General features: G+C 41.0%; 11 protein-coding genes. 4 read left to right on the top strand and 7 right to left on the bottom strand.

The features are described from left to right. Positions 1 to 74: 74 nt before the first annotated feature. The 5 genes from psb28 to bchH all read right to left on the bottom strand — a co-directional run bounded on the left by psb28 (position 75) and on the right by bchH (position 7,847). Complete coding sequence (gene psb28 / locus B4U84_RS22580; protein WP_017311406.1) at positions 75 to 455, bottom strand: photosystem II reaction center protein Psb28; 381 nt, start codon at positions 453 to 455, stop codon at positions 75 to 77. A gap of 6 nt (positions 456 to 461) precedes the next feature. Next, complete coding sequence (locus tag B4U84_RS22575) at positions 462 to 2,087, bottom strand: serine hydrolase (protein WP_131120636.1); 1,626 nt, start codon at positions 2,085 to 2,087, stop codon at positions 462 to 464. Positions 2,088 to 2,379: 292 nt separating this feature from the next. Next, entirely contained in the window at positions 2,380 to 3,150 is a 771-nt protein-coding gene (locus B4U84_RS22570) for an RNA methyltransferase (protein WP_131120635.1), read from the bottom strand. Between the two features lie 346 nt (positions 3,151 to 3,496). Further along, positions 3,497 to 3,970, bottom strand: coding sequence for a nuclear transport factor 2 family protein (locus B4U84_RS22565; protein ID WP_131120634.1), 474 nt, complete (start codon positions 3,968 to 3,970; stop codon positions 3,497 to 3,499). A 130-nt stretch (positions 3,971 to 4,100) separates the two neighbouring features. Then, complete coding sequence (gene bchH, locus B4U84_RS22560) at positions 4,101 to 7,847, bottom strand: magnesium chelatase subunit H (RefSeq protein WP_131120633.1); 3,747 nt, start codon at positions 7,845 to 7,847, stop codon at positions 4,101 to 4,103. 338 nt (positions 7,848 to 8,185) lie between these two features. Between bchH and B4U84_RS22555 the strand changes: the two genes are divergently transcribed. Further along, entirely contained in the window at positions 8,186 to 8,404 is a 219-nt protein-coding gene (locus tag B4U84_RS22555; protein ID WP_131120632.1) for a hypothetical protein, read from the top strand. A 122-nt stretch (positions 8,405 to 8,526) separates the two neighbouring features. Here B4U84_RS22555 and B4U84_RS22550 read toward each other — a convergent pair whose 3' ends face one another. Further along, positions 8,527 to 9,381, bottom strand: a complete 855-nt coding sequence (locus tag B4U84_RS22550; RefSeq protein WP_131120631.1) for a globin family protein — start codon at positions 9,379 to 9,381, stop codon at positions 8,527 to 8,529. A gap of 522 nt (positions 9,382 to 9,903) precedes the next feature. Here B4U84_RS22550 and B4U84_RS22545 point away from each other — a divergent pair. From B4U84_RS22545 to aspS, 3 genes are all read left to right on the top strand, one after another. Next, entirely contained in the window at positions 9,904 to 10,788 is an 885-nt protein-coding gene (locus B4U84_RS22545) for a zinc metalloprotease HtpX (RefSeq protein ID WP_131120630.1), read from the top strand. 278 nt (positions 10,789 to 11,066) lie between these two features. Continuing rightward, a complete protein-coding gene (locus B4U84_RS22540) occupies positions 11,067 to 11,465 on the top strand; it encodes a hypothetical protein (protein WP_131120629.1) in 399 nt (132 codons plus the stop codon). A gap of 196 nt (positions 11,466 to 11,661) precedes the next feature. After that, on the top strand, positions 11,662 to 13,449 hold the full coding sequence (gene aspS, locus B4U84_RS22535; protein WP_131120628.1) for an aspartate--tRNA ligase: 1,788 nt from the start codon (positions 11,662 to 11,664) through the stop codon (positions 13,447 to 13,449). 266 nt (positions 13,450 to 13,715) lie between these two features. Here the strand turns inward: aspS and B4U84_RS22530 are convergent, their stop codons facing one another. Continuing rightward, complete coding sequence (locus tag B4U84_RS22530) at positions 13,716 to 15,605, bottom strand: bluetail domain-containing putative surface protein (protein ID WP_131120627.1); 1,890 nt, start codon at positions 15,603 to 15,605, stop codon at positions 13,716 to 13,718. Positions 15,606 to 16,297 lie beyond the last annotated feature (692 nt).

Below are 16,297 nucleotides of genomic sequence, written 5' to 3'. Positions count from 1 at the left end.
CTGTTGAGAGCAAAAAACCCACTGAGTTGAAAGAGGGTGTAAGGGTGTAAGAGAAAAAACCTCTTTCATTTTTGCTAAGTTTCAGTGAGTGGGGATTCACCATAGGCCATACCATTTACCTCAGCATAACGATGCATAAATCTCAAAAATCTTTCCCAATGGTCGTCTTGTTCAATTTCCAGTTTGCATTCTACTCTCTGCAACTCGTCCCCCTCTGCACCACCAAAAATAAATTGTACAGACGAAGGTGTGATCTTGATTTCGCCTTCTTCGTCGCTTAGTAGCATAGAGTTTAAGGGTTGTTTTGTGAAGCTATTGAATCCCTCTAAGGCTTTCAACTGGTTAAAGATCATCAAAATAATGCGTTTACCAGAACGACCACGTCGCAAGCTAACGTTACCTAATTCTTCATAAACACCATTAAAAAATTGAATCGTCGGTATAGTAGATGCCATGACCAATTACCTTTGATAAGAGGGGTAAGTATAATAATACGGCGGCTGATTCATCACTGGTGGTTGATACTGCGGATAACCTGTTGGAGGTAGAGGACTACCTAGAGTGTTAGGTAAAGGCGGAGTGAACACTGGGTATGGCTGATAATTGGTTGGAGGTTGAGTAATTGTTGGTATTGGCGCAGTCGGAATCGTCACCTGTGGCTGAGATCTATTAGTCGGGGTTGGGTTGGGAGTGATACTAGGTGCAGCAGTTGGTGTAGGAGTCGGTGCAGGAGTTTGGACGGTGGGGGTTGTTTGGGTAAATTGTTGGTAAGCAGCCTTTGAGATCGAACCAATGAGTTTTTCCGCACTAGGATCGTTATTAGGACGTTTTACCATGACAGCAACTATGTAGCGTTTGCCAGTAGGAAGGTCTACCAGACCAGCATCTGCTAACATAGTGCCAATGTCACCGGTTTTGTGGGCAATAGTTGCACCTTGTCCTAACCCTGTTGGTAACAGTTGGTTTCTGACAGTATTACGCATAATTCCCAGGATGCGATCGCGTGATGTCATATTCAACAAGTTACCTTGACTGACCATCGCCATCAAATTTCCCAACTCTTTGGGACTAGTTGTATTTGTCCCATCTAAGTCAGGTAATTGATTGCGAATGACTGTAGTATTTAAACCCCAATTCCGAAAACGCTGATTTAAAGCTTCAATACCACCCATCCGGGCTATTAACATATTGGTTGCTGTATTATCGCTGATTGTCATCATTTTATTCGCGACTTCCAGCGCCTTAAATTGGGTTCCGGCTGGTTTATACCGCATATCTCCAGAACCACCAACCATCATTTCTTTTTCCATAGTCAGCATTTCATCCAGGCGGATTTTACCTGTATCAACATCCTGGAAAAAAGCTACTAAAATTGGGATTTTAATTGTGCTGGCTGAGGGGAAACTAGCAGAAGCATTGATATCTACATAACTACCATTTTCTAAATCAACTACGAATACTCCTGGTGTGAGATTTGGGTTAGCAGACGCCAAGCTTTGCACAGTAGTTTTTAAGGAAGTAATTTCCTGCGATAAAGATAAAACAGCCGCTGGTGTAGGAGTGGGGACAGCTTGAATCTGTGCTTGTTCTGACTTGTCAGGTGATGTCTGTGTTGTAGTCATCTGATTAGCAGGGTCTAGGACTGATAATACAGTTCCGACGATCGCACCAATCCCAATTCCAACTATTAATAATCGCAAAGCGTATAGCATGGTCCTAGCCATTGGCTTTAACCTTGTTTTTCGCGATGTTTTAACTTTTTTTGGTAATGCTTGCTTACGCGATCGTACAGTTTTTACTTTAGTATTACTTGGCTTGTAGGGTGGAATTTGTCCTGGTTTTGCAGGTAAAGGTTTCACAGCGGCTGAGACTACTACACCTGGTCGCTTTTTCGCTACACCAACAGGAGTAGCACTAGGAGTAGCTTTGACACGTGTCAGCTTTGTCGCAGTTTGAGGGGGACGTTGTTGTTGACTAGATACTTTGGCTGGACTTTTTCCCAATTTCTGCACTTTACGGATAGGCTTTTGGTGTCCGTTCCCTGGCTGAGATCGTGAGAAACCGGGTAAATTTGTTCTGGTTTCCATAAAATAAATGATGGTGATAGTAAAGTGTATAATCTAGCAATTAGTGAAGGAAGTTTAACTAAGTCGAGCGAAGTATATCTTTAATCGCTACAACGAAAGACAGAGGTGATTTTTCTGTCGATTTCAAATCAAAATTTGCCCCCAAATTTTGCTAACACGTAAGTATATATAGACACTAATTTCCTTGGAAATACTAACTTGGTGTATTTTCCTCCATTTTGGTCATGTTTTTGTGTTTAGTTTAAGCCATAATTACCAATTGTGGGGTAATTACGTATTTACTAACTAAAAGTCACAATTTTTCATGATTTTTGTGACTTGAGATCGCCCATTCTACTTGTCGCAAGATTCCTCGTAACATAGCAACCTCATGCTTTTGCAATTGAGTGCGGTTATAAAGTTGGCGAAACTTTTCCATACGGCTAACTGCTGTATGAGGATGTAAATAACCTATTTTCAGCAGTAGTGATTCTAATTGCTGATAGTATCCTTCCACAATTTCTATAGATGCAATTTCGGAGTCGGTGATGTGGAGAGAGGGAGACACCGAGAATTCCCCCCTGTCTTCTTTACCTGTGTTGTGACTTAGTGACAACTCATAACAACAAATTGCTACAGCTGTAGCTAAATTAAGCGAAGAATAACTATAACTAGTGGAAATACGGATAAATCGCTGGGCATAATTTAATTCTTGATTACTTAACCCCCGGTCTTCTCTACCAAAAATCAAGGCTGCGGGTTGCCCAATCTCTTCTAATAACCAGGGTAATACTGTCTGGGGATTTTCTAGAGGTGCATCCCAATCATGAACAACACCAGTTGTGGCGATCGCTCTTTTACATCCTTGCAAAGCAGCGGGTAATGTCTCAACTAATACAGCCGCATCTAAAATATCTTGGGCATGAACCGCCATCTGTCTAGCTTCTGTTCCCCAAGGATCACATTGGGGATTTACCAACACCAGCTGATTTAGTCCAAAGTTTTTCATTACCCGCGCTACAGACCCCACATTCAAAGGGCCCGCTGGTTCTACTAATATGATTTTTACTCCAGCTATTGTCATTCGATTTTGGATTATTAGATTTTGGATTGATGACCGAAAATAATGGGATACAAGCCCCATCCTAGAAGGACGGCTTTTCGACTATTGTGGTAGAATTTGGATAGCCGCCATAAGGCATTGGGAGACTTTAAACGAACGTCGAGGGATGATAAGACTATTTCGGTAGCACAACCCAATGAAGCGTTAAGGAATCCTTGGACTTTAGGACAAGGAAGTATGTCAAAACAAGTATATGTTTTAGAAATCGACCACTAATAGACCCAGATAGATTTTTCCTCACCATTTTGGGCATGTAGAGACGTTGCACTGCAACGTCTCTACAGTAATTTGTACATTTTTAACACGATTATGAGTCGCGCAGCCCTCTGTGTATTCGACGATTACCACTTATAATCACCACAGTTTGCTTAATCGCGCTAACTCGCCACTCTCCATCGACTTTAATTAACTGATGCTCGTAATTTCCTGCTGTATCAAGTCGGTCTTGCCCTGGTTCACAGGTAGAGTCAAATCGATAAATACAATACGCTGATCGACACTGTGCATAGTCCTTGTTGACTGCTACCTCATGATTAGTACTGATATGCAGAGTCTTTAACCCAGCCAGTCCCTCTACTCGCTGTTGTACAAATGCTTCTGCCTTGATTTGTTGTGGCAATCCTCCTCGAGATTCCGAATAATCAATATAAATCTCGTCTGCTAAATATTTGCGGAGTTTGTGCCAGTTTTTATCATCGATTGCATTTGCGATACCTACAATGATATCAATGATTTTGCTGCGCTCAATTACCCATTGAATAGCTGATAGCTCAGATGTCATGGATTTCAACTCAACTCAATTAATTTTAAGAAAGGCGCTAGATATTTCTTAGCGCCTTTATATCTGTGCAAGAGATGATTGTTTAACTACTATGCAATAAACAAGCACCTCTACTCAAGTACTTTGGAACTTAAACCGTCACTCCTTCTAACTCTTCATCTGTCAATTCATACAAATCTCGTAACTTTTGTAACTTATCCTCACCAGCTTGCCAAAAACCTCGTCCGTGGGCTTCCAACATCCTACCCACTATATTTTTAAAAGCTTCCGGGTTGGCTTTTCGCAATTTTTCTGCCATTTCTGGGTCTAAAGCATAAGTATCTGCTGCCTGATCGTATACCCAATCGTCAGTAAAATCTGTAGTACCGCCCCAACCAATTAATGCCGTCATCCGTTGAGAAACTTCAAAAGCACCACCAGAACCTTGATTGACCATCGCTTCCGCCCATTTGGGGTTTAGCAACTTCGTGCGATACTCCATCCGTAACAAATCATCCAGCTTGCGGGGTGTGGTATCTTTCGAGAAACTTTCTACAAAACTAGCAGTTACTTTCTTCCCACCAATTTTTTCAGCTGCCTTTTTCAAGCCGCCCGTATTGGCATAATATTCCTGAATATCGGTTAAACCATATTCTACCGAATCAATTTCCTGCACAATGCGATCGCTCGTTTTTAACAACTGTGTTAACACTTCCGGTCTTGCTTGACCCCGGTCTTGTCTACCATAACTAAACACATTGCGACTTTGCCAAGTATTTCCCAACTCCTCCCCAGATTCCCAACTACCATCAGTCACACGCTCATTTACCATTGAACCAAAATCACCCGCCGGATTAGAAAATAACCTAGCCGATACATTCTCCACACCCTGCGCTTTCAAAGCCAAAGCATGTTTTCTAATAAAATTCTGGTCTTCCGGTTCCTCAACCTCAGCCGCTCGTTGAAACAAATCATCCAACAATTCAATCACATTCACAAAACTATCGCGGAAAATCCCCGACAAATTCCCCAACACATCAATCCGAGGATGTCCAACCTGCGCCAAAGCCTTTAACTCATAACGCACAATTCGCCCCGTCCCCTCCTTCACAGGTTCCGCTCCTACCAACTCCAAAAGAATCCCCAGAGACTCACCCTTAGTTTTAATCGCATCCAAACCCCACAACATCACCGCCACAGTCTCCGGATACTTACCATGTTCCTGCAAATGCTGGGCAATAATCTGTTGAGCGATTTCCCTTCCCCTCTCATACGCCGCCACAGATGGCATTCTATAAGGGTCTAAAGCATGAATATTCCTTCCCGTCGGTAACACACCAGGCCCATCCCGCAACAAATCACCACCAGGCGCAGGCGGAATATACTCCCCATTCAAACCCCGTAAAAGATTCGTCAACTCATCAGTACTTTTTTCTAATAAATCTCTAATCTGTAACTCCTCCTCTTGGCGTCCTACCCTACGGGAAGCCGCTGCGCGTCTAAGGCGCCTTGGCGGTTCGTTCCCAAAATACGCCTCCAAATACGCCCCCATCTCCTCCTCATCCGGCGCTTCCCCCAAAGTATGCAACCCAGAAGAAAACAACCTACTCTCCAAAACTTGCAAATACTCGTACAACTTCACCAAATAATCATTAAAAGCATGAGCGCTAAACATCCGCACATTCTCTGGCGTAAAAGGAATTCCCAAACGCTTCGCATCCTCAAACGGACAATCTGCATCTAAACCAGTATCAACAACCTTTTTACAAATCCCTTCCTTGAGAGCATAATTCTTCTGTGGATCTTCACGATATTCCGCGATTAAATCCCGTAAAATCACCAATTCTTTATACAAACCCGCACGACCATAGGGCGGTACATTGTGAGAAATTAACACCCCATAACCACGACGCTTCGCCAAAATCGATTCTGAAGGGTTATTTGCTGCATATATATATAGATTGGGCAAATCTCCTAGCAAAATATCTGACCAAGAATAACCCGTATTACCCAAAGGTGAACCAGGCAACCATTCCACCGTACCATGCATTCCAAAATGAACTACAGCATCAGCCTGGAAATCATTTTGCAACCATTTATAGAAAGCAGCATACTGAGGATGAGGTGTTAAATCTCGCTCAAACATTAACCGCATCGGATCACCTTGTATTCCCAAGGGTGGTTGGACACCAATCCAAATATTTCCTAATTGCACACCGCCAATATGGAATTCATCCCCATAGGTTTTAATCCCAGTACCCGTAAGAGATTTCCATTGCTTTTCTATCCGGGAAGTGCGGAGATATCCCAACCATTTTTCCAGAGTTTTAGCATTAACAGAGGCGGGGACATTCTGACGCGGGGACGCGGGGAAAGTTTCTCTATTCCCATCACCGCGTCTATCTCTCTCCATCTCATCAAAAGCTTCATCCGCTTCTTTGACTTGCTGAATTAACTCTTCTCCATCAACTGGCAAATTTCCGACGTTGTAACCTTGGTCTTGAAGTGCTTCTAGAAATTTCAGAAGACTACGAGGTACATTCAACAATGCAGCAGTTCCTACTGCACCGTAACCGGGCGGAAATCCATACAGAATAATGGCAATTTTTCTGGCAGATGCTGAAGTTTGTCGCAGATGAATCCAGTTTTTGATTCTGCCAATTAAACGTTGTACTCGTTCGGGAACCAAATAGATATTTTCTCCCACCAAACCGCCAAGAGGAACAACGTCGATCGCTCCATCTAATTCTGGCAAAGCGTATAAAACTACACTTTGTAGACCTCCTATACCTTGGCGTGTCCAAGAATAAATATCTTGAATTAAAAGAGGTGCAGCAACTATATACGGAACATTCTTAGCATTGAGAATGCGTTTTGCTACCTCTACTTGGCGTCCTGCTTCCATCGAACCCGCAGGGCCACCCACCAAAGGAAAACCAATCGTCGAGACGATCGCATCTACTTTTACTGCTTCTTCAGATAAAGATGGAGTTTCGATGTTACCCTGCTGGCGTTGCTGAATTTCGTAATCACTTGTCATCCAATCACGAACCGCAACATGTCCTTCCACACCGTTGATAAATATAGGTAAAGGAATTAATCCAGCTGCATCAAAACGGCGAATGAGTTGATTAATGTAGGGTTGTTTGGTGATTACATGCTTGCGATAAAGCAGAATTCCGACTACTGGTTTTGTAGAGACGCGCCATGGCGCGTCTCTATAAGATTTGCAATACCACTCCAAATACTCACGCGGTGATTCAAAATATCCCTGATAATCGGGGTGAAGCAATCCCATGTTCGGGGTTTCGATGGGTGGGGGAATGTCACCAACTTTTAACCCCAAGTATTTTTCTGCTAATGTCCAAAATAAAGCTGCGACGTTTTCCGGCCCACCTGCGTTCCAGTAACCATAGATAATTAGCCAGTTGCGTAAATCTTGGACTTTTTGTACTGGCACGAATTTTAACAGCTTCGGGCCGATTTTTAAGAAGCTGATGTAACCTGCTAATTTATCTTCTTCTCGTCCTTGACTGAATTTATCGAGGATAAATTTTACAGGTTTGGGCATACCTTTGGGTTTGTCACCAATCGCAAACGCACCCAACTGAGTAAAACTCATCAATTCCAATGCAGACTCAAAGACAAGGCGGATGGGAATATTCGCAATGCGCGATCGCAACCACAACACCTGATCGTAATCAAACAGCAAGCTACCAAAAAATACGTCAGCACCACTCAGTGCTGCTTCTACTTCTTGGCGCTTACTGGTAATGTCGCGATCGCTAAAAACTCTAATATCCAACTCTGGACAACTAGCGATCGCCAGATAAGCCGCTTTGCGATACAAGTCGGCGTTGAAAGATTCAAACCCTGCTACCAAGACGATGCGTTTCATGTCCTTGAGCTACGAAATGTTTCTTCATCTTGATTTTAATCTTGCTACAGCATCCAGGAAAATAAATAACTGGTATTAGCTTTTTAATGTCAAGTCATATTGACATGTTGTAACAAGATTGTTATATTTCTTTATATACAAAAACAAATATAACTAAAAGTTTTTGATTTTGGTATAGGTATCTCCCATCAAGATATATATCTCTCCTAACTTCCTCGGTTAATCGCCGAGGTTTTTTTTGAGTATGTGTTGGTTGGTAAGTTTTAAATTCTTAATCTTAATATTCCTGGTTTCATGCTTAACCAGAGAATAATGTAATGTGCGAAATTTAACTTGCCATGAAACACCAATTTTTAGACCAGCGTGTTCAGGAACATAATACAGCTATGATTCAGGTGTTACAAAATCTAGCAATACAATTAAATGAGGAGCAATGCTGGCAAAAGAGTAAATTAATTGAGAATAAGGCCAATCTTTTATTGCAAGCACAAAATGATCATCGACGAGTTGTTGCTGCGATCGAGATTAAGATCAAAAATGCTCTTGATTCAGACTGACACCGTCAATCGATTTTGGATTTTGGATTTGAGATTTTGAATTGACTCCACAAATAAATCTAGGAGCTTGAGGATTTTAGATTGTGGATTAGTTTCACAGATAATCTGTTTGCTCTGTACCATCAAAGATAATTGGTTGATAAATATTTAATCAAGTAGTTAAAATAACTTCTTAATTCTTCCGCAGCTTGAGTTGATACTTGATGTGAAGATTCCCAATCATTAATGTATTTAGTTTTGATGATTTGAAATGCTTTCACATATATCTGAATTGATGGCTGTTGGTGAGTAATAACTTTTTTATACAATAGACGTGGTTCAATCTCATTTTCCATACAACAGCCAAGTAATTTGATATATTTGCAAATATTTTGGCGAAATTCTTCTGTTTGAGAATGCTGTGGACTCATGAGTTTATTTGTCACTACTTGTGCTAATTCTAATCGCCGAGATAGTAGCCATCGTCCAGCTTCGATACAAGCTACTCTTTGTGATTCTATATGGGGAATAGATGCATTCAAATCTTCAATATGTGCTAAAGATTGTCGAAGTTTGTCTTGTCTTTTTTGAATTTCAGCAGTATTGATATTAGGTTGAGAAGACTGCTTTTTATGCTCTAACTCATAGATGACATCTTCAACAGCTGGTTTGATGATTTGGTTAATGATATGCGTCTGTTCTTTGAGTACTTCTAGTACTTGATTACGGAGTTCGTAATGAATAATATTTTCTAAGCGAGAATTTGTACTTTCTTGCAAACAGTCTATCTGTTGTTGCAAATCCTGAATCACTATGTCTTGAAACTCCTCTTTCTCTACGATTCCCTGATACAAGCGTCGTTCTAAAATTTGCACTCTTCGTTCTAATGGGTGAACAGATGTACTATTTAACCAAGGATTGAAAACAAACTCTGCTAATTCGTGCAAAGTTTTTCCGACTTTGTGTAAAACTGCAATGCTTTTTGTACTTTCCCTCATGGGGTTATCCTTACAAAATAACAGTGTGATAACGTAAAATTACTCAGATTAGGTATATTATGAAACCTTTGTCTCAACCTTTGAATATTCTCCCGCTTCATCCTACAAAACTACTGTGATAGACTACTATACTTTTAAAGTATTGTTAATGACCAATATTTAGTTTCTAGAAATTCTACCGACACCATATAGTAAAGCGCAATTACAACATAAGATACTTTGCAAAACTAGGCGATCGCTAATTCCAAATGTCACACTAGTTTGATATTTTTATAAAAAATTATATATATTTATTACTTTTGATAGATGCGTTTTATTTAAAAACAAAATTTTTACGTTTTTCCCTGTTAAGCGTTTCCTATTTGCTTGTAATCCAAATTACTCGATTTTCTTTAACATAAAGAGAGAAAACCGTACAGAAAAGGGGCGCTATTTCTACCTGAAAAATCTGTGTAGAGGTCGATAAGATCAAATTGCGGCTCAAGCTAATGTTTAGTAGTTGTAGCCAAGAGTAAATTAAGTATGGTTAATCAAGTAAAGACAGCCGCTTTACTAGCTTTATTAAGCGGGCTTTTAATTACGATTAGTTATTGGATAATTGGTGGTAGCACAGGCGTAGTAGTCGGTATTGTTCTAGCAGCAGTTACCAATTTATTTTCATGGTATCAATCTGATAAAATTGCTCTGGCTGCTTATGGCGCTCAACCTGTGTCACCCCAAGCAGCACCTGGGCTATATGCACTGGTAGAAAGATTGTCCCAACGAGCAAATCTACCAATGCCAAGTATATATATTGTTCCTTCTCAAAATGCCAACGCCTTTGCAACAGGCCGTGATCCGCAACACTCAGCTGTCGCCGTCACTGAAGGTATTTTGCAGATATTACCAGAAGAAGAACTTGAGGGTGTAATTGCCCACGAACTCACTCACATTGCTAACCGCGATACCCTGACCCAAGCGGTTGCTGCAACAATCGCAGGGGCGATTTCTTTCCTAGCTCAAATGCTGAGTTACGGGCTGTGGTTTTCGCCCTATTCACGGGACGATCGCAATGGGCCTAATCCTCTAGGGTTATTATTAACAGTAATACTTGCCCCACTTGCAGCAACAATTATTCAGTTGGCTATTTCCCGGACACGAGAGTTTTCAGCAGATGCAGGTTCCGCCAGAATTACAGGAAATCCCCGTGCTTTAGCCCGTGCGCTGCAACGTTTAGATGCGACAGCGCGACAAATACCTCTTAATGCTAACCCTGCTTTTGAGCCACTATTAATTACAAATGCTTTCTCAGGGCAGTTTATGAGTAATTTGTTCTCTAGTCACCCATCCACAGAAGCACGAGTGCAAGCATTACTGAAATTGGAACAAGAAGGAATTAGGGATCGGGGATTGGGGATTGGGTATTAAGAACTATTTTAGGACTTACGCACACTCTACCGATTCTTGGCTTCCTACCTTACGCAAACCGCTTGCGCGTCTAAGGCGTCTTGGCGGTTTAATAAGTAAAGCTTTTTGGCGATTTTTGCGTAAGTCCTGTATTTAATTGCAAGAAACAAGGGAGACAGGGGGAAATAAATTGTATTAGGTGCAAAGGTGGAGTAATTTATTTTTTGAAGTTCCCTGAGCGCTGATTCTCCTGAATCTAATAACCTACACACCCAGATATTCAGTATCACAATAAGGAGATACAAATGAACTCGAACAATGAAGAAAACTTGGTTGTTGTGCGCGTCAGTTCTCAAACCGAAGAAATAGTGGAAACGGAAATGGCTGGTGAGACTGACGAAGTTAAGGGCGAAACAAAAGCATTAATTGAAGCCATCAGAAGACGCGCCCAATCTGAGGCTGAATCCGCAGGGACTCTCACCCGTGAAACTTATCTCAATGCGGTACGTCAAGCGCGCCAAGCAATTGAAGGTGAGAAACTGATTGAGCGCGATCGCATTGAACATTCTTGGCTAGTATTGCAGCAGGAAGCAGAGAAAAACTGGCATTTAATCCTCAAACAAGCAGAAGAATTCGGCTCTCGCTGCCAAGATGCTGCTAAAGCTGCTTGGGATGCCTTTAATACTCCACGTTCTTAATCTTAGCTTGCCTAGTTGCTCAATAATATTAAGTATTTGTTACCCTTTAGGGGCGGGTTGGAAAACCTGCCCCTGATTTCGCTAAATAATTTCATCTTTTTTTAACCGGAATCACAACAATTGCAAATGATGCTAGATAATTAAAAGGTTTGACTTTTACTTATTTGTCTAGCTTGGTAACTCAGAACTAACAACTATGCGAACTTACTATTGCGGCGAACTCCGAACACAACATATTGGAGAAATTGTCACCTTATACGGATGGGTAGACCGTCGCCGCGATCATGGGGGTGTGATATTTTTAGATTTACGCGATCGCTCTGGAATTGTGCAAATTGTCAGTGATCCCCAACGTACCCCGGATTCCTATGAACAGGCGAATGCTTTACGAAATGAGTATGTCATTAAAGTCACAGGTAGGGTATCGCAACGTCCAGACGAGTCTCTTAATAACCGCATACCTACAGGTGAAGTTGAAATTTACGCAGAGAATATAGAATTACTCAACGCTGTTCGTAAGCAATTACCCTTTCAGGTTTCTAGCAGCGAGACAGATACGGTACGAGAAGACTTGCGGTTGAAGTACCGTTACTTAGATTTGCGACGCGCCCAAATGACACGTAATCTGCAATTACGCTATCAAGTTGTGAAAGCAATGCGTCGCTATTTAGAAGATATAGAAGGTTTTGTGGAAGTTGAAACCCCTATACTTACCCGTTCCACCCCAGAAGGAGCGCGGGATTATTTAGTTCCCAGTCGTGTCAACCCTGGTGAGTGGTTTGCTTTACCCCAATCTCCTCAATTATTTAAACAGTTATTGATGGTGTCTGGGTTTGACAGATACTATCAAATAGCCCGTTGCTTCCGCGATGAAGATTTGCGTGCTGACAGACAACCAGAATTCACGCAATTGGACATGGAAATGAGTTTCATGTCCCAAGAAGAAATTATCGAACTCAACGAAAAGTTAGTTGGTTATATCTTCAAAACGGTTAAGGGTATTGAGTTACAATATCCTTTTCCCCGTCTTACCTACGCTGAGGCGATGGAACGGTACGGTAGTGATAAGCCTGACACCCGTTATGCATTGGAATTAGTGAATGTCTCTGATGTGATCAAAGACTGCGGTTTCAAAGTTTTTCGGGATGCTGTCACCAGTGGGGGAATTGTCAAAATCCTACCTATTCCCAACGGTAATGACGCCATTTCTAATGTCCGCATCAAACCAGGTGGTGACTTATTCAAAGAAGCGAGTGAAGCTGGTGCTAAAGGTTTAGCTTACATCCGCGTCAGAGATAACGGAGAAATTGACACTATTGGGGCGATTAAAGATAACCTTACAGAGGAACAAAAACAGGAAATATTGCGTCGCACAGATGCAAAACCCGGTCATCTATTGTTATTTGGGGCTGGGGATAGTGCTACTGTTAATAAAACCTTAGATAGATTACGGCAAGTTATTGCTAGAGAGTTTGGATTAATTGATCCTGATAAAATCAATTTACTTTGGATTACAGAATTCCCGATGTTTGAGTGGAATGCAGACGAAAAGCGCCTCGAAGCGCTCCACCACCCATTTACTGCACCCCACCCTGATGACTTAGACGATTTGAAAACAGCACGCGCCCAAGCTTATGATTTAGTATTCAATGGTTTTGAAGTTGGTGGTGGTAGCTTGCGGATTTACCAACGGGAAATTCAACAGCAAGTTTTTGATGCGATCGGACTTTCTCATGAAGAAGCACAAAATAAGTTTGGTTTTCTCTTAGAAGCTTTTGAGTATGGTACTCCACCTCATGGCGGTATTGCCTATGGCTTAGATAGATTAGTGATGTTGTTAGCAGCAGAAGAATCTATTCGAGATGTGATGGCGTTTCCGAAGACACAGCAAGCGCGTTGCTTACTCACAGATGCACCTTCGGGTGTAGATGTCAAGCAACTCAAAGAATTACATGTGACTTCAACTTATAAACCAAAATCTTGAATTAACGTGAGTTCGACTAGAATTATCAGACTAGGCTATTGAATCGCCCGCAAGCCCACAAGTAAAATTATTTGAGGGTGGGATTGTGGCTCATGAAATCTATCGAACTCACGTTAACCGAGTAGTATTGTTATACCAATTTCTTTTAAAAGTGAAACATATTTTTTTGTAGAGACGCGATATATCGCGTCTCTACATTATTTATGTGTATCACGATTAACGTGAAATGGTATTAGCCTACCTGATTGCAAAAATAGCTTTTGCAATCACAAAACACCTGTGGCTGTATTTTTCCCTGGAATTTGCACACCATTCATGTTGATCAGCAAATCATTATTGGTATCAAAAGGTTTATTCTGGTCATTGATTGCCAAGTAGGTACTACCTTCCCATTGGAATAATACACTCTCGTTGTTATTTAATGCCTGATCACCTTGGGTTTGTGGATCTTTATCGTTATAAGCTGCTTGAATTGCAGCAGATAGATTGTTCCCTGTCACCAAACCTGCATCGTATACGTATATTCTTTGGGTTCCTTGTGTTGTGGATGTGGATAATGTGCCATCATTGTTGAACCAGATGCGATCGCCTTGATTTGGATTAGAGTTGGTGATCGGATCGACTCCATTCACCGATGATTGGGAAAATCCCTGTTGTTGATTATTAACGATATAGATAGAGCCATCTCCACTAGGTTGTCCTGTGAGAATGTCGATTTCCAAATCGCCAGAAACTTGATTATTTGATCCTGGAGGGAGAATTTGATTGCTATTTGCATCCGAAGTTGTAACAACAGTGTTATTACCTGTCTCCTCAACAATAGGAGTCGTACTATCACTGACACCTATAACTTGGCTATTTTGAGGAGAAGCTGAATTACTTCCCACTTCCAAAGCGCCAATATCAGTAATGGTACTACCGTTACCATCGCCATCTTGCGGACGGTTATTACCGCGTTGGTCTGTTTTCAAAGTGCTGACGCCATTAAAAATGTTAGAACCAACATCAATCGCCGGACTTGTGGATTGGAGTGTAAAATTACCCCGCGAAGGATCTACAAATTGTGGATCGTAACCCAAAATATTTTGCAAATTCCCTGCATTGGGATTATCTGAACTCATGAATTGAGAGGAGTTATAAGCCAGATTGTAATCAAACGTCACATTTTTTGAATCCCAAATTAAATTGGCTTTGCGATCAGGTCTCGCATACATAATGTTGTTGTAGCCACGCACATTTTTAGAATGTAGGGCTGCAATCTCTCCGTTCGTGTATGAATTACGAGAATTTTGGTAAGTAGTATTGTTGACAATGTCTACATTGGAGTTTTGGAAAGCTACAATAGCATGGCCACCATTGTTGTAAACGGTATTATTGGCTACTAATGTCTTTCCTTGATAGGGTTGACTACGATTATCTGTACCATCTGATGTGTCAAGTATAATACCATGACCCTCACCAATTTTGCCTGACCCGATCCATGGAATAAGACTTTGATTATCGTAGACAATGTTGTCTTTAATAATCATCTTGTAATCGCTAGTGTTATTGTCTGAGTTCCTGTTCCAAATCAGACTGATACCACTTGTACCATGGGACGAATACCAAGCATTGCCAGAGACGACGTTTTTCTCAATTGTGAGATAGTCCGCATCGTTAGCTGCAATACCTGCACCAGTGAAATTATGGAATTTGTTACCACTAATAACAATGTGGTCAGAATAGCCCATGTCAGAGCGACCGTTAACTCTAATCCCAGAGCTATTGGTAATAAAGTTGTTTGGATTGTATTGCTCTTTTTGAGCATATTCTAATGTAATCTCATCCTTACTACCTTCTATGTCAAGTCCTTCAATACGTACGTAAGATGAAGAGGTGACGTTAATCCCAAGACTTCCCTTGACTTTCAACTTAGGAGTGTGTCCTGGGTACGCTTTGATGGTTGTCCAGTTGTCCGGTGAGCCACTTTTATTCCAAATTGACAGTAAGTCTTTGCTGGGATCACTCTGGGTATAAGTCCCGTTCATGATGTAGAGTGTATCGCCTGCTTTTAGACGATCTGCTCCTACTTGTAGGCTTTTAAATGCAGTGTTTTCACTTAAGCCGTTATTATTATCATTACCGATTTCGGCAGAAACATAGTAAGTTTTACCCATTTTGAATACTCCTAAGTTGTGTAAGAGGAAATGGTAGTGTCCCTTCGCTAAAAATCCTGAAGTTGCATTTGCTCCGTCCAATCCATGAATTAAGTTATGGTTCAGTGTAAATTCGTATCAAGTCTAATTAATTGGGTAAAAAATACATTTACCTACGCAAAAGCTATTCATTTCGCTGGGTTGATAGTCAATTGCATCGTATCTGCGTCTATGTGCAGTCGCGATCGCAACCTTATTACACCCCTAAACCACTATCTTCTGTGGTTATCGAAATGAATTTTTGTCGAAACTTGGTAGACTTTACACCTTTAACTTCAGGTAACTGTAACTAAAGCTGAAAATTCAATTGAGGTAACTCCAACCGATGTAACCGAGCATAAAAAATTACATATACAATTGGGCGACTCAATCATAGTAGATGCTAAAATTTCAGCTTAAATTACGAATAATATTCAATTATTTGAGTCTCTAGAGAATATTACACTGATATTTAACTTATTTTCAAGCTATTTGTTAATTTATTAAGCTGTATAGTGAATCCATAAAGCAAGAAACACAAACTAAATAAAACACACAACCCTATCTTCTCGCTTCTTTTAACTTGCACAAAGCCTGCATGGTTGGGTTATATAAATTAATTGCATGTTATTACATTCCACAGTCCTTAATGTTTAGGATATGGTTGAGTTCGT

Origin of the sequence: Westiellopsis prolifica IICB1 (genome assembly GCF_004323185.1) — a bacterium.
GTDB lineage: Bacteria > Cyanobacteriota > Cyanobacteriia > Cyanobacteriales > Nostocaceae > Pelatocladus > Pelatocladus prolificus_A.
Note: the sequence above shows the minus strand (reverse complement) of the source record. Positions and strands in the feature narration are given on the sequence as shown.

Bases quoted from the DNA above. Each gene is read 5' to 3' on its own strand.
- bchH (WP_131120633.1), bottom strand. From the start codon at position 7,847: ATGAAACGCATCGTCTTGGTAGCAGGGTTTGAATCTTTCAACGCCGAC.
- aspS (WP_131120628.1), top strand. From the start codon at position 11,662: ATGCGAACTTACTATTGCGGCGAACTCCGAACACAACATATTGGAGAA.
- B4U84_RS22545 (WP_131120630.1), top strand. From the start codon at position 9,904: ATGGTTAATCAAGTAAAGACAGCCGCTTTACTAGCTTTATTAAGCGGG.
- psb28 (WP_017311406.1), bottom strand. From the start codon at position 455: ATGGCATCTACTATACCGACGATTCAATTTTTTAATGGTGTTTATGAA.
- B4U84_RS22570 (WP_131120635.1), bottom strand. From the start codon at position 3,150: ATGACAATAGCTGGAGTAAAAATCATATTAGTAGAACCAGCGGGCCCT.
- B4U84_RS22555 (WP_131120632.1), top strand. From the start codon at position 8,186: ATGAAACACCAATTTTTAGACCAGCGTGTTCAGGAACATAATACAGCT.
- B4U84_RS22530 (WP_131120627.1), bottom strand. From the start codon at position 15,605: ATGGGTAAAACTTACTATGTTTCTGCCGAAATCGGTAATGATAATAAT.
- B4U84_RS22575 (WP_131120636.1), bottom strand. From the start codon at position 2,087: ATGGAAACCAGAACAAATTTACCCGGTTTCTCACGATCTCAGCCAGGG.
- B4U84_RS22550 (WP_131120631.1), bottom strand. From the start codon at position 9,381: ATGAGGGAAAGTACAAAAAGCATTGCAGTTTTACACAAAGTCGGAAAA.
- B4U84_RS22565 (WP_131120634.1), bottom strand. From the start codon at position 3,970: ATGACATCTGAGCTATCAGCTATTCAATGGGTAATTGAGCGCAGCAAA.